We start from the raw sequence: 19,801 nt of genomic DNA on the forward strand, positions 1-19,801 counted from the left end.
GATTTATGTTCAGATATAAATGTCCGACTGCATATACAAACACGCATAGCCTGAGATTTCTATACGGTCATTTTCAAGCATTTGACAGTGTAGTTCACCACCACGACTTGATGCTTGATATGCCAAGATCTGACTTTTTTGTAGACATTCTGCCCAAATGGGCACAATTCCGGTATGAATAGAACCCGTAACAGGATCTTCATTGATGCCATTACCCGGTGCAAAATAGCGTGAAATACAGTCATATTGCTGGGCTGCCGCAGTGATTGCAACATCAGTAATCGTACCCGGCGCGGTAATTGCGGTGCGGATTTTGCCGAGTCGTTTTAAAATTTCAAAATTCGGTTGTTCATCCAAAACCTGTTGAGCCGTTTCATATTCCACGATATACGCCTGCGCATTCAGATAAACCTGCTTAAAAGGTTGACTCAACCCTAGACGTAGCTCTTCAGGATATTCGCTCACGACCTGTGCCCGACGCACAGGGAAATTCATCAGAATTTTTCCATCTTCAGCTTTATTTACGCTAAAAATACCGAGATTTTTGACATGAAATTGGATGTTTTTTTCTACAGTATAAAACTCAAAAAGCACATAACTGCTGGCCAATGTCGCATGTCCACAAAAATCCACTTCAGTGGTCGGCGTAAACCAACGAATTTCATAATTGCTGCTGTCGATTTTTTTCACAAATGCAGTTTCAGACAGATTATTTTCCAAAGCAATCTGTTGCATCAAGTGTTCATCTAACCATTCATCCAACACCAAAACCGCCGCTGGGTTGCCTTTAAATAACACTTGGGTAAATGCGTCCACTTGATACATTTTCATTGATAGAACTCCTGATTTAGTGATTTATATTAAAGGCTTTTGAAAATATTTCATGCGTTATATGCTATGTAACAACACTTTTTAATAAAACATCTAAGTTTTAGATGCACTTAAATATAGGTACAATTTTGAAAACGCATATTCACCCTGTTCCTTTAGAAAAATCATACCGACTTTTAAATCATGGGCCGACTGTGCTCGTCTCTGCTCAGGATCAAACCCATACTGGTGTCATGACTGCAGCATGGGCATGCGCCTTAGAGTTCAATCCTGCAAAAGTGACGGTAGTACTGGATAAATCAACTAAAACACGTGAGATTATTGAAAATTCAGGTTATTTCGCCTTACAAGTACCGACACTGAAACAACTCAAACTGGTCTATGCACTTGGCATGATGAGCCAACGTGATGCGCCAGAAAAATTACGCCAATGTGGCGTGGAATTATTTCAATTTAATAACTCAAATATTCCTGTGGTTGAAGGTTGTGCTGCTTGGCTACTGTGCAAACTTATTCCTGAGCCGCACAATCAACAAGCGCACGATCTGTTTATTGGCGAAGTCATTGCTGCCTATGCCGACGACCGCGTCTTCCGTAACGGACATTGGTATTATCATGAAGTAGCAGATGAATGGAAAAGCCTACACCATGTTGCTGGCGGGCACTTTTATACCATTGGTAATCCCGTATCTGTAGACGAGACACCAGACTAAAATAGTGCTATGAACTCTGTCGTTTACCTAAGGTTGAAAATCAATAATCATCCGTTTTGAGCATTTTCATGCTAACTTTAACTTAATTTTAAATATTGAATGAATGGATATGGCGTTTAAAATACATACATTGGATGTCAAAAATTCACTGCAAAATTATATTTGGCTGCTTGAACACACCGAAAGCCATGATGTCATTGCGGTAGATCCTACTGAAGCTGCCTTGGTCGAGCGCTATTGTCAGGAACATCAACTCAATCTTACGCAAATTTGGCTAACGCATTGGCATAAAGATCACGTCGGTGGCGTACCAGAACTTATTCAGGATAAAAACATTGCTGTTTACGGTCCCCGTGCAGAATTGAGCCGTATTCCATGGGTGAATTATCCTCTCGATCATAATGACCGTTTTGAATTTCATGGTCTTGAAGTTGAAATAACAGCAACGCCCGGCCACACCCTCGGTCATATCGTATATTTTATCGATGACATTCATACACTTTTCTGTGGCGACGTATTATTTGCTATGGGCTGTGGACGTGTATTTGAAGGTACTTTTCAACAAATGTACGATTCATTGAACCGTATTGCCGCATTCCCTGCAGAAACTCAAGTGTATTGTACTCACGAATACACCCTGTCGAATGCGCAGTTTGCGCGGCATGTTGAACCCGACAACCTTGCCATACAACAGCGTTTTGATGAGGTTGAATCCCTACGCATGCTTGGACAATGTACTTTGCCAAGCAGCATTGAATTAGAACTAGAAACCAATCCATTTTTACGCGCAGAAAGTGTTGAAGCGTTTCAGCGCTTAAGAGAACTCAAAGACAATTTTTAATTGGATTGCGAGTTATAAGCATTTTAGATTTCATCACAAATAAACTGTTTTATTTGTGATGAATGTTTCGGGTCGATTTATCATTTTATATTTATAAAATTTGATTGCTTGCAGCAAATTCGTCCAATTCAGCTTGAGTCACAACTCGAACCGCTTGCATTTCATCGATACGCACCATCAATAAGCCACCTAATGCAGGCTGATAACGTCGCGCACTGCCAAAAGGCGTATATGCCACTTTGGATTGCTCCGAAAAGACCAACCAATCTTCATGTCCAAGCATCACCGCAATAGGCGTCTGCCCCGCTTGTTGCATCTGTTCAATTTTTGCTTTGACATCGTGCTCAATGTTTTGCATGCATTCAATCTATTTATATCGATGGGACATAGTATAAAAGCATTTCGACAAATCTTGATGAGAAATAGCTTTGCAAGCTCACCTATCCAGCGAATTAGGCTTTGAATAAGCCGCATTTTTGCAATCAATACCGCACACCTTATCCACTGTGATTTAAGTTAAGCAATCGATTATTTTGCGCACAGCTTCTCTATGCACATAGGACAGATTTTAAGCCAGCAGTTAAAAACCAAATTTTTAAAATACGTTATATTTACTTACATTAAGTTTAGCTTTTTATAAAACAGCAAGTTAAATGAGTTTATACAGTTTACAAGCCGATAATCTGTTTATTTATCCATCAAAATTTCATATTTTAAATAAAAGTTTTCCATTTCCCCTTTAAAAAATATTTTGACACCCCTATTTAATATTTTAATGATTGATAAGGAGTTCGCTCGTGAAAAAAGTGGTTAAAGCAAAAAATTTAGTTGCCTTCCGTCTTTGGTTAGAAAAGTTAGGATATTCTGTTCGCACATTGGCAGATAATCGTGGATTTACATTCAGTTTTAAAAAAGAATATGGTCTAGTGACTGTAGATTTGTCTGGTAATGCTTTGGCCATGCAGCTCGGTGAAGAGTTTGAAGATCATTTAAAGGCGTAATCTTCTCTATAATTTATTCGAACGATTTGAAATAAATGATTTAATTCGATTGATTCGAATCCACATTTCAAAATTTGCCCGTATATTCGGGCTTTTTTTCACCTTTGATGTTGCTGACACATTTTTATTGATTTAAATTTCAGACAATAAAAAAGCAAGATTAGACATCTTGCTGTATCTCCTGGTTCATCATCTTTCATTAGATTTTATTATTAGAATTAGTCTTCAAAAAAGACCATGTTTAAGACACTGATTTTTTCGCATTTCAAAAACAAAAAAGCAAGGTATAAAACCTTGCTTAATCTAATGGTGGGGACGGAGAGACTCGAACTCTCACACCTCGCGGCGCTGGAACCTAAATCCAGTGCGTCTACCAATTTCGCCACGTCCCCAACTCGGGTGCTGACAATGTCAGACTTTAATTTGTTTTAAAAACCTGTTTATTTGGCAACTTAATAAATTAAGTGGTGGGGACGGAGAGACTCGAACTCTCACACCTCGCGGCGCTGGAACCTAAATCCAGTGCGTCTACCAATTTCGCCACGTCCCCAACAGGGTTGCTGACAATGTCAGACTTTTTAAAACTTGGCAGAGGATCAAGGATTCGAACCTTGACGAACGGTTTTGGAGACCGTCATGCTACCATTACACCAATCCTCTGTGACCTTCATTACCAAACTCATGTTTAGTAATTCAGTGGTGGGGACGGAGAGACTCGAACTCTCACACCTCGCGGCGCTGGAACCTAAATCCAGTGCGTCTACCAATTTCGCCACGTCCCCGATGGCTGTGTATATTATAGAGATCACCCCTACATGACAAGCCTTTTTTATAAAAAAGCATCTTGTTTGTTTAAATAAAAAACAATAGTGCTTTTTTTGTATTTTTCTTAAGCAAATTCAGCAACTAAGTCGCTTTTTAAGCGATAAAAATCCACCAATCTGTCATTTTTTTGCTTCATCAACATGTGTTGCAATAGCTGACTAAACCCTTGATATTGCATTGGCAGATCAAGCTTTAAGCGTTGGCAATGTAAATAGGCCCAATCTTGATAGTTTTTTGCCTCCAAACGCTGTGATGTCAGCCATTCCAAGAAAATAATCCCCAAAGCGTAGATATCACTGTGCAAAGATTTTGCTTGTCCATGGAAAAGTTCTGGAGCCATATAACGTGGTGTCGCAGTTAAGGCATTTTGTTGGTCAACAGCCAACGGGAGCGCTTGCTCAAAATCGATGAGCCTGCACTGCCCCTGCCAATTCACAAAATGCTCTTGTTTTAAATCTGCATGTATCCAACCGTGCAAGCTTAATCGTTCAACCACATCGAGTGCTTGCCATAGCACTTGCCTCACCTGCGCAAGGCTCAAATTCGATGCAGGCTGTACGAACCAAGGCTCGGCATTCGGGAGTATTAATAGGCGATCAATAGACTCTTGCTGAATACTGAGATGCGACTGTTTTATCACTTGAAAAGGTAGCGTGATGCTGTTTTGTGTAGACGCTTGACTAAATAGTTGGTACAGCTCAATTTCACGACCAAAACTAGCTACATGTTCAGGACTGCTGTCACTGACTTGCGCCTTGAGCCAATAACGTTGTTGATTGAATTGAAATTGATATAGACGACGCCCAAAAACCAAACTTTTAGATTTGGTTTTTGGCTCATAAATGATTTGCGTTAAATCTGTGGATTTAAACCGCAATAAACTCTGCATGTCGTTGGCTGGGTTCATTTTGATAATTTAATAATTCCAAACAATGCTGAATGGTCTTACCGATACGGGCTTGCGTTTCGATTAATGAAATCTTCGGCCATGTGGCTCTTTCACCTTCACGTTGCAATACCTTAAACAGATAAGGTCGAGGATTTTGCAACATATAACTATAGTGTCTTAAGCCATATTTCCCCACAATATTGACATCACCATAGTAACGCTGATCCATCACGCCATAACCATGATCAAGCAAACGTCTAACAGGTGGAATACTTCCTGCGCGCTCACGGGCAAAATCCATAACCCCTTTACTAATCACCTTACCTTGACGACGAACGATCCGCTCAGGCCAACTCAACATGCTTTTACGAAAGCGTGCAGCATCATCCTGCATAAACGGCACAATATGCGGATTGACCTGACTGGCGATACTATAATTAATATTATATAGACGTGCCATTTTCTCCTGTGGGAAATCACTGCGCACACTACCATCTACCCAACGTGTTGCCGACATATATGGCGTAAATTGCCCGTCATAACGCTTACTTGTCAGTCGTACCGGTGGAAATAGAATGGGCACTGCACATGATGCCAGCACTGCACTCCATACCAACAAATCGGGTGATGTATAGGCATTCATAATTCTTGCATCTTGTGATGCATCATAAGGCGCAACTGCCACATTGATATGCAGACCAGATTGCTTATAGGCTTCGGAAAAAGTTAAGTCACCTAAGTTTTCAACCAAAAACTTTTTCAGATATTTTACATCCGCCAAGCCGCCATTACCCTGCACTAACTCAGTCAATTTCCGAAAGTGAAATGCCTCACTAAAGAAGTTTTGTCCGTTTAATAAATTGGTAAATTCTGACGGTTTAGATACACCCAACATCCCTGTCATAATGGCGCCAGCACTGGAACCTGACAAAACTTTTGGCATGAGGTCTTGTTCCATCAGCGCTTTACACACACCGGTATGAAACAAGCCTAAAGTTGAACCGCCGGAAAACATCAATACAGGTTGTCCATAGGCTTTTTGGCTTTGTTCAAAGAATTCAATTTTTTGTGCAGCATCAAGACAAACGCATTCTTCAGATGCGATAAAAGCCAAACTTTGACTCACCTCATCAACATAGTCTTCAATAATTTTTTTGGTGCCGACGTAGGCTACTGTAAACAGCAAGGGATGGGCAATATTGCCCACATCATAAGTTAAACCTTCACTTAAAATATACATCAAATCTCGGGTACGTTTCTGAGCACGATATCGTCTCAGTAACCCTAAACGATGAGTAATAATTTCTGCATCAAAATACGGTGAACTATTATCGAGTTTCCATTCTTGCGCACCCGATTCTTCATCTATTTTAAGTGCGATATCTTTCCATTCTTCATAACATTCAGCACAGTCGAGCTGACGCTTTAATTTTTTTATCCGATATGCCTGATGCGGATTAATACTTTTTGAAAACCCTGTAAACAACATGACTATCCCTCAGCACACTTTAAACTGTTCCCTCAGCTAGATTTATAACAACTTTTTGGTTGTTCGAATAGCGCATATCTGCCTGAACAATCATTAAACTTTGACATATTTCAGCGATTATAACTGCATTATTGATGTACACTGCTGTCATATACCAACCAACAACAAGACACGACACGCTGACTTATCATGGCTACAATTGATTTACCTGACAATATCCTTCAATCGCTATCTACTGTACTCTTAAAACTACAGCACAGTTTGCCTGAGCTGAAGCAAGCACCCGATTTTTCGAGTATCGCGTTTAAATGGCAAGATAAACAGCTTAAAGCCATTCAACAGCCCAAAGTCATGTATTTAGAAGATTTAAAAGGAATTGAACGTCAAAAAGAAAAAGTGATTCAAAACACTTTACAGTTTTTAAAAGGCTTACCTGCCAATGATGTTTTACTCACTGGCTCTCGTGGTACAGGTAAATCATCCATCGTCCGTGCTCTGCTCACCCATTATGCAGACCAAGGTTTACGTTTAATTGAAATTGAGCGTGATGATCTATCTGATTTACCAGAAATCCAAAATTTAATTAAAAATCGCCCTGAAAAATTTATCGTATATTGTGATGATTTGGCATTCAATGCTGAAGATGAAAACTATCGCAGTTTAAAAAGTGTTTTGGATGGTTCATTACAATCAGGTTCAAGTAATTTTATTATTTATGCTACCAGTAACCGTCGTCATTTATTGCCAGAATTCATGCATGAAAACACACCTGTAACCAAGGTAGATGTGCCTCAATATACTGAGCTCCATCCACAAGAAGCTATCGAAGAAAAAATATCTCTTTCTGACCGCTTTGGGATGTGGCTGTCGTTTTACCCAATGGATCAAAATTTATATCTCGAAATTGTGGAACACTATCTTGCCAAGGCTGATTTAGCCATGACCAGCGAAGTTCGTGCTGAAGCCTTAAGATGGTGTCAGTCTCGTGGGCAGCGTTCAGGCCGTGCTGCTTATCAGTTTTCAAAGCATTGGATTGGGTCTGAAAATCTAAAGGCTTTGGAAAAATAACGTCTACAATATTTTTATGATCTGAAAATATAAGTTCTGCAAAGCCAGTCAGACAATTTCAGCTAAAAGCAGCCACATCCTCGTTGGCTGCTTTTAAATGCTAATAAACTCTTGATTGAACCAATTTCTTGAAAATCATTAAGAACACACCACTTATGGCGCTAAATTGAGTTGACCAATCACATATAAGGTATTGCAATCAATCACATTTTTCTCCGCATCAAGGTATTTTTGCTCCAAGATCCCATCCGTTTCTGTAAAACCATAATCATCATTTATAATTGCCAAATGCTGTTCATCAATCACCCACAAGCCTTCAACTTTATCGTGTGGATAATGTAAAGTTTCGACTAAATCGACAACTAAGCTCTTTGCCACAGGCAAAATATTTAATTTTTTTAGCGCCTCCCACCCCTCATTAAGCACATATTGTTCAGGTGTTTGCCCATCAATGAGCAATCCTAAAGATTCATTTTGCTGAAAATGATCACTTAGTTGAACTTTTTCTAGGTTTGTCGCCGCATCGAGATATATTTTATAGATTCGTTTAAAAGCGTTTGGATTATCTTTATAAAAATCATCATCACGTTCAGCCACTAAAAAACATGTTTCACTCAGCGCGACAATGGCTGTATTTGAGTTTGACTTAAGTTCTTGCCGATATAGATATTGTTCAATTGACCCATCGTCTAAATTGACCACCACAATACGAACCAAGTCCGATGTTGTGACTGATGAATCTGGATTACTCATCGTCGATTGCATGATGCCGACCAATTTTTTTTGATCAGGTGTAATCGTCAGACCTTCCATCCCCCGATTTTGCTTACGGTTGGCAAATTCATTTGGAAGAAAATAACCCGACTTGCAACGCTCATCTTGTTTGTATGCATTAATACGGTCTATTTCCAAGCCTTCACTATTAAAATGAACAAGATGAGGCCCATATTCATCACTCACCCAAAAAGTGCCATCTTTTAATGCAACTAAGCCCTCAGAATCTAAACCATATTCATCTGTGCCAATTGCTAAAACCACACCATTTTAATCATAAGCCACTTCTTTTGTTGCACCAAAATGCCGATTTGGCAAACCTGTTATAGGTCTCCCAGTTGGATCTTTGAGTAAGATTTCTTTCAATTTTTTAATCGATCCATCGAACTGCAATTCAAAAAGCCCGATTTTTGGCGTATAGCTTGGATCTAAGAATATCTTGCCTTTATCTCCATTCACATCATAGGTCGTATTCGGACCTCGATCCGTAAGAGCATAAAATTGATATTTTTGAGTGGGATGTGGTGAAATTTCCGAGCCAAAACCTCCACAACGAATTTCGATAAAATGGTCTTGTTTTGCCCCATCTGGAATATTATGGATATCCAAAATTTCATAGGGTAAAGAAACACCTTTGTAAAATTTCTTTAGGTCAATATGACTTTGATTTGGTTTTGATTGATCCAAAGCTTCATTATTTTTTGTCATTATTTCACATGGCTCTAATTATTTATTGAGCCATCATATCCACAATAATGATCTAAAACCACAATCTCTTTTTTGAAACACACAATAAAAAAGAGGCTAATTTAGCCTCCTTTTTAAACGATTTTTACGCTTCGTTTGGATTACTTAATTCCGTCATCGGCCAACGCGGTGTAGTTGTAACAGACAAACCATCATGCTGACCCGCTTTAAGACGCTGATAACCAGCAAACGCAATCATTGCACCATTATCTGTACACAGCGCAGGTTCTGCATAAAACACATTTGCACGGATTTTTGCCAAGTCAGCTTCTAAGCGCTCACGTAAACGCTTGTTTGCACTTACACCACCGGCAATAACTAAACGTTTTAAACCAGTTTGTTTTAAGGCCTTCACTGATTTTTTCACCAATGTATCAACCAACGCTTCTTGGAATGATGCAGCGATATCCGCCTCACGACCTTCGCCTTCAACTTTTTTCAATTGAACTGAAACGGCAGTTTTTAAACCACTAAATGAAAAATCTAAACCTTGGTGTAGCATTGGACGTGGAAATTCAAAGGCATTGATGTCACCATTGATCGCCAATTTCGAAATATTTGGACCACCTGGGTATGGTAGACCCATCATTTTAGCGACTTTATCGAATGCCTCACCTGCTGCATCATCAATCGACTCACCCAATAATTCATATTGACCAATTCCATAAGCAGCCATCAATTGAGTATGTCCGCCAGAGACTAAAAGTGCCACAAATGGAAATTCTGGTGGAGTTTTAGACAACAAAGGCGCCAACATATGACCTTCCATATGATGTACACCAATTGCAGGTTTATTCAGTGCAAATGCCAACGTACGACCAAACAATGCGCCTGTCATTAATGCACCCATCAAGCCCGGCCCGCGAGTATATGCGATGGCATCAATTTCAGATTTATCAACTTTACTTTCTTCAAGCAATTGTTTTAATAACGGAATTAACTTACGCACATGGTCACGTGAAGCTAATTCAGGTACCACACCACCATATTCTGCATGCAGTTTGATTTGGCTATACAATACTTGTCCGCGTAATCCTTGCTCACTATCGTAGAGTGCGAGTCCTGTTTCATCACACGAAGTTTCCAAGCCTAAAACGATCATTAAACTGCCTTTTGCCCATTTCAAAATATTGCGAAACCTATTATAGACTTGTGATATGAGATGTAAATGAGTAAAATACTGACCTTCACTTGTGATCAAGGGTAATTCGACCCGAGATCTTATCCATAACTTAATGAGGATTCTTCATGCCACAAGTTAAATTGAAAGAAGGCGAACCAGTAGACGTAGCTATCCGTCGTTTCAAACGTTCATGCGAAAAAGCGGGTGTTCTTGCTGACGTTCGTAAACGTGAATTCTACGAAAAACCAACTCAAGAACGTAAACGTAAAAAAGCTGCTGCTGTTAAACGCTACCAAAAGAAATTGGCTCGCGAATCAGTACGTACTACTCGCCTTTACTAAGATTAATTTGTGATTGATTGACTAACCTGGACAAGATAAATGACTACTTTAAAAAACCAAATAACTGAAGTTTTAAAAGCCGCTATGCGTGCTAAAGAAATGGACAAGTTAACGGTAATACGTAGTCTACAGGCAGCAATCAAGCAAATCGAAGTCGATGAGCGCATAGAGCTTGACGATAAGCAAGTTCTTGCGGTCATTGAAAAGCAAATCAAACAACGCAAAGAATCGGTTAAAGCCTTTTTAGGTGCAAATCGAGATGATTTAGCTAGTAAGGAACAAGCCGAGATTGAGGTGTTATCTCAATTTCTACCAGAAGCTATGACTGAGGAAGAACTTGATTCCATCATTGCGCAAACAATTACTGCGCAAGAAGCTACTAGCATGAAAGATATGGGTAAGGTGATGAACTCTCTACGTCCGCTCATAGCCGGACGTGCCGATCCTGCACAAGTTTCAGCTAAAATTAAAGCGAAACTCTCTTAATCTTTCATCTATATTGTTTGATTTGGTCTATTTAAGTTCGCTGATGACTTAAATAGCCAAATTATCCAAATTCAAAAATAATTCAAATCCATACATCATTTATTTTTTTCTTTATTATCTAACGATTTCATACTTACAAATATCTCGCCAACTTCCATCTACTGGATTTTGAATTGCAGCTTGTTCGATTTCAATCAATTTAAAATTTGCTCGTTCACATAGACGTCGCGCTCGCTTGTTTTCCACATCTACAAAAGCGTTTAATTGCTGAAATCCTAGACCATTTAATAATTGATCCACAAATAACTGCAAGGCTTCAGTCGTCAAACCCTGCCCTTTAAATTCAACATTTCCCCAAAATCCAACGGCAGCTTGATTTTCCATCCAATTGATTTGATGAATATCCATGACACCTAAAAAGTTATGCGACTGTTGCTCACGAATCACATAAACAAAATTTTCCTGATTTAACGCTGCCAACACCCTCGAATCACAAAATGCCAATGAAGCATCCAAACTAGGTTCTTGTAAGGACCAAAATAAACTTGCAGGAAACATTCGTAAGATCTCTATACTTTGACAGATCGCTTCATAAAGTACTTTTGCATCGTGACGCTGAATCAACTGAAGCGTGATTCTGCCATGGCTTATATCAAAATCATCGAGTTTCATTTTTTTCAGTTTCTCGCAATGATTTAAAATGTTTGTAAAACCAATTTTAATTTAGGGCACACTGCACATTATATTTTTTTAATAATTGCATCTCTTTTGATGCGATCACCTGCTGAATCACATCCTGCTTATTCATATTACGGTACTCACGATCTAAAAATGCACGATTTTCGTCTGCAGCACGATAAAGATCATTCACATAAGTCTGAACAATACCGCAGTATTTCACTTGCTGGTCTGCTTTAAATCCCTGTTGCTGTGGGTCTAACTGACTAAAAAATTGTCGCACATCGGTTTTATATTTTTCGTTAATATCATTCACAGCAATCACATATTGCTCTGCGCTCGCTGCTGCAATATTCGTTGCTAAGCCCAACAGACAGGCCGCCAAAATCATATTTTTCATTTGTAAGTTCTTAATCATAAACATTTTACATCCAGCTAGTTTACACTGATTTATCTAAGCCACTAAAACTACAATTTGCACTTTATAATCAACATAGATAAGTGCATCACAGTTGAAATCTTTATATTTTTAATTTCCGTTCATTTTGCATTTCGTCCACACGCTGCTTGATTTTCGCAGAAAGACTTTTCGAGTCTTTGGCGATGCGCTGCGCCTGTAGCAAAGATTTAATCGCTCGCTCTTCATCCCCACCCCAATACTCTACTTCAGCTCGATATCGCAGCACATTGACCGAACGGAAGCTTGCATCTTTGTCTGCATCAGCCATTTGCAACATCAGTCGCCAACCAGTCAAGTCAAGCGGATTTGCTTGTAAAAATCGCTGTAGAATCAGTTGTGCCTGGGCATATTCTTTGTTTCGAATCAAAGCCTCTGCATATTTATAATTTAATGCCCGATTTTCAGGCATGATGATTGCCGAACTTTTCACAGCGTTCACAGCATCGGCTGTTTTGTTTTGTCCCAACAGCACATCGGTCTGTAAAATAATAAAAAGTGCATGCGATGCATTTTGTTTTGCCGCTTCATTTAATAACTTTTGGGCAGCACTAAAGTCACCTTGCTTGATATGTAAACTCACTAAAGCCAGCTCAGCTGCATAATTCTTTTGCGCCACCATTGCATTTAATTGCAATTCAGTTGCCTGACCTGACAGTACTCGACTATACCAACGCAGAATTTCAAAATCTTGATCAACCAAACTGGTTTTAACTTGAGGCAACTGATTGGCACGTAAGCGCGCTTCGCTCATACGCTCCGTGGTTAGAGGATGCGTCAACCAAAAATCAGGCAGAAAGCTCACTCGACTCGTAGAGCGATGCATCACTTCAAAGAAGTCAGCCATGCTCTGCGGATTGTATCCAGCACGGTACATATACTGCATCCCAATACGGTCTGCTTCACGTTCTTGGTTTCGGCTATAGGTTAGCTGTTTATCCATCAAAGCAGCTTGTGAGCCCATCATTACAGCCGCACCGACATCACCATCTGCCTGCGATGCCACCAAGGCTCCGACCAAAATACCAGCTAGTGACAATAAACCTTGCCCTTTAAAGGCTTCTTGCGAACGACTGTAATGACGTTGTGATACATGTGCAATTTCATGCGCCATCACCCCTGCCACTTCATCCATGTTACGTGCTGAATTAATTAATCCTGCATTTAATGCAAATAAACCGCCAGGTACAGCAAAAGCATTAATTTGTGGATCATTAATTAATAACAAACCGACCGGTTGATTGAGTTGAGTTTGACTCAAAATATGCGTAAAAACAGATAAAAGACGATCCTCCATCCACGGATTTTCAGTCACAGGGAGTTGTCGATGCACCTCACGATACACCTTCTCGCCAATGGCACGCTCTTTTTGTTGATCCAACAAGCCGACGCCACTACCTATTTCAGGCACAGAAAATTGTGGGAATGAACTAAAATCTACGGACTGCGTCTGCGCCAATGTCGAACAAAGCCCGAGACCACATGCCAGTAAAATCTTTTTCAAAGTCTATTCTCTAAATTTCATATTCGTTCTTCATCGAATATAGCATTGAATTTTGGTGAATTATGGAGAAAACTGTTGTGATTGTTTATTCAAATTTTGGATTAACCACATAGCGTGGCGCGCGTTCATGTACCAAAACATCCACTAAATTTTGATAAGCCAACTCTGCCATACGTTTACGGGTTGCCGCTGTTGCTGAACCTACATGGGGTAATGTCACGACATTGGCTAATGTAAATAAAGGGGATTCTTGAAGTGGCTCTTGCTCATACACATCTAAGCCTGCTGCAAATATTTGACCACGACTTAATGCATCGATTAATGCGGCTTCATCAATCACTGAACCCCGTGAAATATTGACCAATACCGCATGTGATTGCATCAAGGCCAACTCACGCTCACCAATTAAAGCTTTCGATTCTGCATTTAAATCCACTGCAACGACCACAAAGTCAGCACGTTGCAACAAATCATCCAAATCGCAATATTGCGCTGATAACGATTCAGCCAATTCAATTTTTTCTCGGCGATTATGATAGAGTACATTCATATTAAAGCCGTAGCGAGCACGACGCCCAATGGCTGCTCCAATATGTCCTAAGCCAATAATTCCGATGGTTTTAGCAAAGATATCCATGCCAAATTGCTCATGACCCACTGTACGCTTCCACTGCCCTTGTTTGGTCCATTGATCCAATACAGGCACTTTACGTGCTGCACTCATCAATAAGGTAAATGCTAAATCTGCTGTAGTTTCCGTCAACACATGTGGTGTATGACTCAACCAAATATTTTTTTGATTTAAAAATGCTAAATCATAGTTGTCATAGCCAACACTTACACTTGAGATAACTTTTAATTGTGAGGCATGGGCTAAATTTGAGGCATTCAACAAACGTCCCGCACCAATCATGGCGTCAGCATCTTTTGAATGCTCAAGAATTTGCTGATTCACATCGCCCAATTTAGGACTAATTTGGAAAACTTTAAATTGCTGTTCTAAACGTTGGATTATTTCTTGATCTATTTGACTAAAAACCACTACTTTTTTTTGCATAAATTTTCCATTTACGTAATTTAAGTATTTTGTCCTGCCTTATTTTGCATAAATTGCCATAGGCGTTTTTTCAATAAAGGCTGTTCAATCATTTGCTGTAAAGATGCCAATGGATACACCTTCGCATGCTCTAAATGCGGAATATCGCCTAGGCAAATGACATTTTTATCCAAGCTCATCGTATCGATAAAACCCTGTACATAAGATGCTGCACCACGACCATCTTGCAAATTCACCCAACCAAATGGCCACTGTAAAGTAAAGAAATCAGCACTGACTGCGCGCTGAATATTGCTCCACAAAACTTGCTGCTCTGCAGTTAATTCGGTGGCATCAATAACAATGACACAGTGCATTAAGCAGATGGCTTCTAAGTTAAACGAAGGGATTTGAACAATTGGACGAACTTCAACAGTTTCAACAACCTTTGGTTCATCTTTTGGTGCTTCTACAGGTTGATTTACAACAACATCAACGTTTTTTTTAAGCTCAGTCTGTGATGGAACAGGCGTTGGCTGAGGCGCATTTTTGAGTAGTATTTCAGAGACTATTTCAGGAGCCGCCTGATCTCGCCAAATATTTGAGCTAAATTGCTGACACGGTGCTGCCTGAGGAATCCATATATCAATTCCCATTGCCGCCATTATGCTTCGCTGATGCCCAATCATGCTTTCATTTTCACCTATTCAAGGCTTGATATTCTAACGGGATTCACTCTGTTTTGCTGAACTTTTATAAATCAATTAGATCATACTATTTCTTTAAAGATTCTGTAGACTTGCTCAGATTACTTTTCATTGACACTTTTAATCTATTCATAAATCAAGCCGCTATAAATAATTATACGATCATTAAACTATTTTTCTTTTGCATTAGTTCAACTATCTCAGCTGATTCAAATCCAATACGCCAATATAGTAGCTGCAAAACATCCAACTCATCTTGCGTGATAATTCGATCATTCCATAAACATATTTCAGCAACCCCAAGAATGCTTAACCGCTCACGCAGCAGCAGCCCAGAAATATCATTTAGGATTTCAGCCAAATCAATTGGCTCATCAGATATATCGCGATAGAACTCTAGTTCTTCTTTCGTTAAGATTCGATTGAGGATTTTTTCACGCACTTCGAGTTGGTTATCACTGTTAATTTGTTGCACATGCAACAAGGCATCAATCAAACGCACAATACTCGGTTTTACATCTTCTAAAGATGTAGGTGTATGTGCAGGCAACAGATTTAACTCATATTTGACTGTTTCAAGTAGTAATGCATCGAGCAAACCAATTTCACCATCTTCCTGAATAATTTTGGCCAGCTTGGTTAAGAACTGCCGTGAAATTGTTGCTGGCATGGTACCAATATTTTTACATGCCTCATGAAAAATTGAGATATGCACACGACCATCAAGATTCAATAATGCATCTACAATCGCACGACTCACTTCAGCTTCAGTCGGAATAAACTCTCGATACTGACGAATCATTAAAATCGCAACCATCACCTCACGCGAACCGGTTGCAGTTTGCAAGGCACGTTGGATCAATTCAGGCCGCTGCCAATTTTCACGAATCTCGGGGTTCAACGGTTTAATTGCATCTCGTATCGCAAAACTGATCGGTGACAAGCGCAGTAAAGGTAATGGTTGTGGCGAGTTCCATGGAGTTGCAACATCTGGACTGGCTTCTTCTAGTGAACGGAACAAATAAAATAGCGGTTGGTTTCGCAGTTTTTTTAAATTTTCTAGTTGCAGGTCATGAATGAGCGCCGGATTTAATTCAAAAATGCGCTGTTCAATACTTGGGTGAATATTCATCCAGTTTTGCGGACTGAGTGAGTTTGCAAAACACATATGAGAAATCGATTCTGCATATTCACTATGAATTTGCGAACCTGAATGATGCACATAAATCCTTAATAAGGTTTGAATATTGGCATCATTTTGAATCAGACGTTTGGTTTTCTGATCATTGCGATAGGTTCGAGAACCCAAAGAGATATATTTAATAAAGCGGGAAATCAAAACACCCAAGCTTCCGATCAACCAAATGACCGCGCCAATCGCTACAAAGAGCGTTTCAAACTTATTGTCCCGTGCTTGTCCATTTTTATAGAAACCACGTTTTGCAATTTTACTGCCCCACTGACTAAAGGTCGTCAAACCGCTATATAAGATTTTCAAACGGGTATTTTCAGCAGCTTCCCCCGACAAGATCTTATTAAATTCATGGCTCAGCAAACCATACATTTCCATCTCATCTAGGGTTTGTAAGGCACCCCAGGTTAAAATGATCGATGTATCTCGAGGGCTAAAACCAGCGGTGAGCGCATTCACACCCACTTCATCAGGTAAGACATAAAGTGCAGGAGTATCGATTAGAAAGGTATCTGCCAGTTGCTCCGTCATACGCAGTGCAACACTTTCTTCAGGAATACTTTCAATGAGACTCAGACGTCGCGCACCTAACTGTTTTGCAAGTGAATAGCCGCCTAAGCGAAAGGTGTAAAAATCATAGAGAACTGAAACCAACATAATCAGCAGTACAGTAGCCACTAAAAATGGGCTAAGGACATGCCAATAGATAGACTGAGTGGAATCATAATAATCCACAATTAAACCGACAATTACATTAATAATTGCGACGGTCAAAAACACTGCCGCCATACACATGGTGACAGGCCAAAACATATTTTTGTTTTTTATAAAATCATAACCCACACGTCTCAATGTAATACCCTTAAGCTACATTGTCTTTTGTTTGCTCATCATAAATGAAAAAAGCGGGAAATTCCCGCTTTTTCAGTGTGTTTTCAGCAGATTATTCTTCGCGAACACCTGTTAAATCCACAGAAGCTGCATCAATGTTAACATCAATATAGGCTGGCTTTTCATTTTTTGCAGAGTCATTACGCTTACGCTCTAAAGCTGCCAAATATTCAGCATCAATACCGCCTGCCACATATTTACCATCAAATACCGAGCAATCAAAGTCCTGTAACTCAGGGACTTTCTTGGTGCGTACTGCAGATTTCAAATCTTCCAAATCTTGGAAAATTAGGCGATCAGCACCAATGATTTCACGAATTTCTTCTACACTTCGTTCTGACGCAATCAGTTCAGATTTGGCTGGCATATCGATACCATACACGTTTGGATATTTCACCATCGGTGCAGCAGATGCAAAGAATACTTTTTTCGCACCCGCATCACGCGCCATTTGAATGATTTCATTACAAGTCGTACCACGTACAATCGAGTCATCGACCAATAGTACGTTTTTGCCTTGGAACTCTAGCTCTACAGGGTTTAGCTTTTGACGCACAGATTTCTTACGAAGTTGCTGACCCGGCATAATGAAGGTACGACCGATATAACGGTTCTTCATGAAGCCTTCACGGAATTTCACACCTAAGGTATTTGCAAGCTCGAGCGCAGAAGTACGTGAAGTATCAGGAATTGGGATCACGACATCGATATCGTGCTCATCACCCCATTCACGTAGAATTTTCTGAGCAAGTTTTTCGCCCATTTTCAAACGTGCTTTGTAAACTGAAATACCGTCAATGGTTGCGTCTGGACGCGCAAAATATACGTATTCAAAGATACAAGGACGATATTCAGGGGCTACTGCACACTGCTTGGTCGACATCACGCCATCAGCAGTAATATAAATTGCTTCACCCGGTGCAATATCACGCTCAACCTTAAAGCCGAGCGCTGTAATTGCGACAGATTCAGACGCAATGATATATTCCATACCATTTTCAGTCTCACGCGAACCGTAGATCAATGGGCGAATACCATTTGGATCACGGAAACCAACAAGGCCCTGACCGGTGATCATAGCAACAACCGCATAACCACCTTTGCAACGTTCATGCACACGTGAAACCACGTGGAATACATCTTCAGCGCTTGGTGTAAGTTTTGCGCGTTTTTGCAATTCGTGAGCAAATACGTTTAATAATACTTCTGAGTCTGAATCGGTGTTCATATGACGTAAGTCAGTCTTGAACAAGTCATCATGAATTTCAGCAGCATTGGTTAAGTTACCGTTATGTGCAAGCGTAATGCCATAAGGTGAGTTTACATAGAATGGCTGAGCTTCAGCACTGCTAGAAGAACCCGCAGTTGGGTAACGAACATGGCCAATACCATAATTACCCTGTAATGCACGCATATGACGTGTGTGGAACACATCACGTACCATACCCGTATCTTTGCGCAGGAATAAACGACCATCCTGACAAGTTACGATCCCGGCTGCATCCTGTCCACGATGTTGTAACATCGTTAACGCATCAAACAACATTTGGTTAACAGGTGATTTACCAGCTATACCAACTACTCCACACATAGCAACCTCGCAGACAAGCTAGGGTTAATAAAAAGGATTATTTGTTGACTCACCTGATCCAGAACGTCCGTGCTTGTTCTGCGACTCAGATGGTAGGTCTGAAGATTTCTGAGCATCTTCAGACTGAATATGATGAAGTGCTTGATTTGCAGCATCTTTGGACAATTCGGTTGCCCAAGGCGCATATGGCAATAATGACTGAACCATTTTAGATTGTTTCCAATGTGGTGAACTTTCTACCCAAGGACCTAGCCCCTGCATAGTGATCAGCACCACCAACAATCCTTTTAAGCTTCCAAAAACACCACCCGCCAGTCGATTTAAAGGACCAAGCTTTAATGTTTTCAAAATACTGTTCAATAACCATGTCGCGACCCAAGTCATGACTACAATCAACAATACAATAAATGCGAACGCGGCAATCTTTTGTACCACTGGATCTGTACTTAAAGATGTCATCGAAGGTGCAAGGACGGTTGCATACTTTGCCGCAATGACAAGTGCAAGAATCCATCCAATGAAGTTCGCAAAGGCTTTTACAAATCCTTGACGCAAACCGTTAAGCCCTCCAATGAGCAAAATAATCAGTATAAAGATATCAATGGTATTCATGATAT

At 40.0% G+C, this 19,801-nt stretch carries 21 protein-coding genes and 4 tRNA genes; 6 read left to right on the forward strand and 19 right to left on the reverse strand.

Annotated elements, in window-relative coordinates; genetic code table 11:
• Positions 1 to 9: 9 nt before the first annotated feature.
• Entirely contained in the window at positions 10 to 831 is an 822-nt protein-coding gene (locus FTU77_RS02730; RefSeq protein WP_180054504.1) for a PhzF family phenazine biosynthesis protein, read from the reverse strand.
• Positions 832 to 935: 104 nt separating this feature from the next.
• Between FTU77_RS02730 and FTU77_RS02735 the strand changes: the two genes are divergently transcribed.
• Together FTU77_RS02735 and gloB are read left to right on the forward strand one after the other, a co-directional pair.
• On the forward strand, positions 936 to 1,544 hold the full coding sequence (locus FTU77_RS02735) for a flavin reductase family protein (RefSeq protein WP_180054506.1): 609 nt from the start codon (positions 936 to 938) through the stop codon (positions 1,542 to 1,544).
• A 109-nt stretch (positions 1,545 to 1,653) separates the two neighbouring features.
• Entirely contained in the window at positions 1,654 to 2,385 is a 732-nt protein-coding gene (gene gloB, locus FTU77_RS02740; protein ID WP_180054508.1) for a hydroxyacylglutathione hydrolase, read from the forward strand.
• Positions 2,386 to 2,476: 91 nt separating this feature from the next.
• Here gloB and FTU77_RS02745 read toward each other — a convergent pair whose 3' ends face one another.
• Positions 2,477 to 2,701 (reverse strand): hypothetical protein, encoded by a 225-nt coding sequence (locus tag FTU77_RS02745; protein ID WP_171525918.1) that lies wholly within the window; start codon positions 2,699 to 2,701, stop codon positions 2,477 to 2,479.
• 481 nt (positions 2,702 to 3,182) lie between these two features.
• On the opposite strand from FTU77_RS02745, the gene FTU77_RS02750 reads away from it, so the two are divergent.
• Positions 3,183 to 3,386, forward strand: a complete 204-nt coding sequence (locus FTU77_RS02750; protein ID WP_078188846.1) for a hypothetical protein — start codon at positions 3,183 to 3,185, stop codon at positions 3,384 to 3,386.
• 307 nt (positions 3,387 to 3,693) lie between these two features.
• On the opposite strand, the gene FTU77_RS02755 is transcribed toward FTU77_RS02750, so the two are convergent.
• The 6 genes from FTU77_RS02755 to FTU77_RS02780 form a co-directional block, all read right to left on the reverse strand.
• Positions 3,694 to 3,778: transfer RNA gene (locus FTU77_RS02755), tRNA-Leu, on the reverse strand.
• Between the two features lie 73 nt (positions 3,779 to 3,851).
• Positions 3,852 to 3,936, reverse strand: a tRNA-Leu gene (locus FTU77_RS02760).
• A 36-nt stretch (positions 3,937 to 3,972) separates the two neighbouring features.
• A tRNA-Trp gene (locus FTU77_RS02765) sits at positions 3,973 to 4,046 on the reverse strand.
• A gap of 37 nt (positions 4,047 to 4,083) precedes the next feature.
• Positions 4,084 to 4,168, reverse strand: a tRNA-Leu gene (locus tag FTU77_RS02770).
• A 107-nt stretch (positions 4,169 to 4,275) separates the two neighbouring features.
• Positions 4,276 to 5,100, reverse strand: coding sequence for a protein kinase (locus FTU77_RS02775; RefSeq protein ID WP_180054510.1), 825 nt, complete (start codon positions 5,098 to 5,100; stop codon positions 4,276 to 4,278).
• Positions 5,078 to 6,589, reverse strand: a complete 1,512-nt coding sequence (locus FTU77_RS02780; protein WP_180054512.1) for a DUF3336 domain-containing protein — start codon at positions 6,587 to 6,589, stop codon at positions 5,078 to 5,080. Before FTU77_RS02780 ends, FTU77_RS02775 begins: the two co-directional genes overlap by 23 nt.
• Before the next feature lie 189 nt (positions 6,590 to 6,778).
• Between FTU77_RS02780 and FTU77_RS02785 the strand changes: the two genes are divergently transcribed.
• On the forward strand, positions 6,779 to 7,657 hold the full coding sequence (locus tag FTU77_RS02785; protein ID WP_180054514.1) for an ATP-binding protein: 879 nt from the start codon (positions 6,779 to 6,781) through the stop codon (positions 7,655 to 7,657).
• Between the two features lie 153 nt (positions 7,658 to 7,810).
• On the opposite strand, the gene FTU77_RS15940 is transcribed toward FTU77_RS02785, so the two are convergent.
• The 3 genes from FTU77_RS15940 to tsaD form a co-directional block, all read right to left on the reverse strand.
• Positions 7,811 to 8,695 carry an esterase-like activity of phytase family protein gene (locus FTU77_RS15940; RefSeq protein ID WP_373684060.1) on the reverse strand — a complete coding sequence of 295 codons (885 nt, stop codon included), beginning with the start codon at positions 8,693 to 8,695 and terminating at the stop codon, positions 7,811 to 7,813.
• A 6-nt stretch (positions 8,696 to 8,701) separates the two neighbouring features.
• Positions 8,702 to 9,139: a hypothetical protein gene (locus tag FTU77_RS15945; RefSeq protein WP_252725838.1), complete on the reverse strand. Its 438-nt coding sequence runs from the start codon at positions 9,137 to 9,139 to the stop codon at positions 8,702 to 8,704.
• Between the two features lie 124 nt (positions 9,140 to 9,263).
• Positions 9,264 to 10,280 carry a tRNA (adenosine(37)-N6)-threonylcarbamoyltransferase complex transferase subunit TsaD gene (tsaD, locus tag FTU77_RS02795; RefSeq protein ID WP_078193616.1) on the reverse strand — a complete coding sequence of 339 codons (1,017 nt, stop codon included), beginning with the start codon at positions 10,278 to 10,280 and terminating at the stop codon, positions 9,264 to 9,266.
• Positions 10,281 to 10,426: 146 nt separating this feature from the next.
• Here tsaD and rpsU point away from each other — a divergent pair, with 146 nt between their 5' ends.
• Positions 10,427 to 10,642: a 30S ribosomal protein S21 gene (gene rpsU, locus FTU77_RS02800; protein WP_001136722.1), complete on the forward strand. Its 216-nt coding sequence runs from the start codon at positions 10,427 to 10,429 to the stop codon at positions 10,640 to 10,642.
• 39 nt (positions 10,643 to 10,681) lie between these two features.
• On the forward strand, positions 10,682 to 11,128 hold the full coding sequence (locus FTU77_RS02805) for a GatB/YqeY domain-containing protein (protein WP_078193617.1): 447 nt from the start codon (positions 10,682 to 10,684) through the stop codon (positions 11,126 to 11,128).
• A gap of 114 nt (positions 11,129 to 11,242) precedes the next feature.
• On the opposite strand, the gene FTU77_RS02810 is transcribed toward FTU77_RS02805, so the two are convergent.
• From FTU77_RS02810 to FTU77_RS02845, 8 genes are all read right to left on the reverse strand, one after another.
• Complete coding sequence (locus FTU77_RS02810) at positions 11,243 to 11,800, reverse strand: GNAT family N-acetyltransferase (protein ID WP_180054516.1); 558 nt, start codon at positions 11,798 to 11,800, stop codon at positions 11,243 to 11,245.
• Between the two features lie 46 nt (positions 11,801 to 11,846).
• Entirely contained in the window at positions 11,847 to 12,206 is a 360-nt protein-coding gene (locus tag FTU77_RS02815; protein WP_111885700.1) for a hypothetical protein, read from the reverse strand.
• Between the two features lie 121 nt (positions 12,207 to 12,327).
• On the reverse strand, positions 12,328 to 13,767 hold the full coding sequence (locus tag FTU77_RS02820) for a M48 family metalloprotease (RefSeq protein ID WP_180022454.1): 1,440 nt from the start codon (positions 13,765 to 13,767) through the stop codon (positions 12,328 to 12,330).
• Between the two features lie 85 nt (positions 13,768 to 13,852).
• Positions 13,853 to 14,824, reverse strand: coding sequence for a D-glycerate dehydrogenase (locus tag FTU77_RS02825; protein ID WP_180054518.1), 972 nt, complete (start codon positions 14,822 to 14,824; stop codon positions 13,853 to 13,855).
• Between the two features lie 20 nt (positions 14,825 to 14,844).
• Positions 14,845 to 15,492 carry a hypothetical protein gene (locus FTU77_RS02830; protein WP_180054521.1) on the reverse strand — a complete coding sequence of 216 codons (648 nt, stop codon included), beginning with the start codon at positions 15,490 to 15,492 and terminating at the stop codon, positions 14,845 to 14,847.
• Positions 15,493 to 15,664: 172 nt separating this feature from the next.
• Entirely contained in the window at positions 15,665 to 17,554 is a 1,890-nt protein-coding gene (locus FTU77_RS02835; RefSeq protein ID WP_180023879.1) for a M48 family metalloprotease, read from the reverse strand.
• 91 nt (positions 17,555 to 17,645) lie between these two features.
• A complete protein-coding gene (gene purF, locus FTU77_RS02840) occupies positions 17,646 to 19,184 on the reverse strand; it encodes an amidophosphoribosyltransferase (RefSeq protein ID WP_078193623.1) in 1,539 nt (512 codons plus the stop codon).
• A 24-nt stretch (positions 19,185 to 19,208) separates the two neighbouring features.
• Positions 19,209 to 19,796 (reverse strand): CvpA family protein, encoded by a 588-nt coding sequence (locus tag FTU77_RS02845; protein WP_078188866.1) that lies wholly within the window; start codon positions 19,794 to 19,796, stop codon positions 19,209 to 19,211.
• Between the last annotated feature and the right edge of the window lie 5 nt (positions 19,797 to 19,801).

Source organism: Acinetobacter sp. YH12142, from assembly GCF_013418435.1.
Taxonomy (GTDB): Bacteria; Pseudomonadota; Gammaproteobacteria; order Pseudomonadales; family Moraxellaceae; genus Acinetobacter; species Acinetobacter amyesii.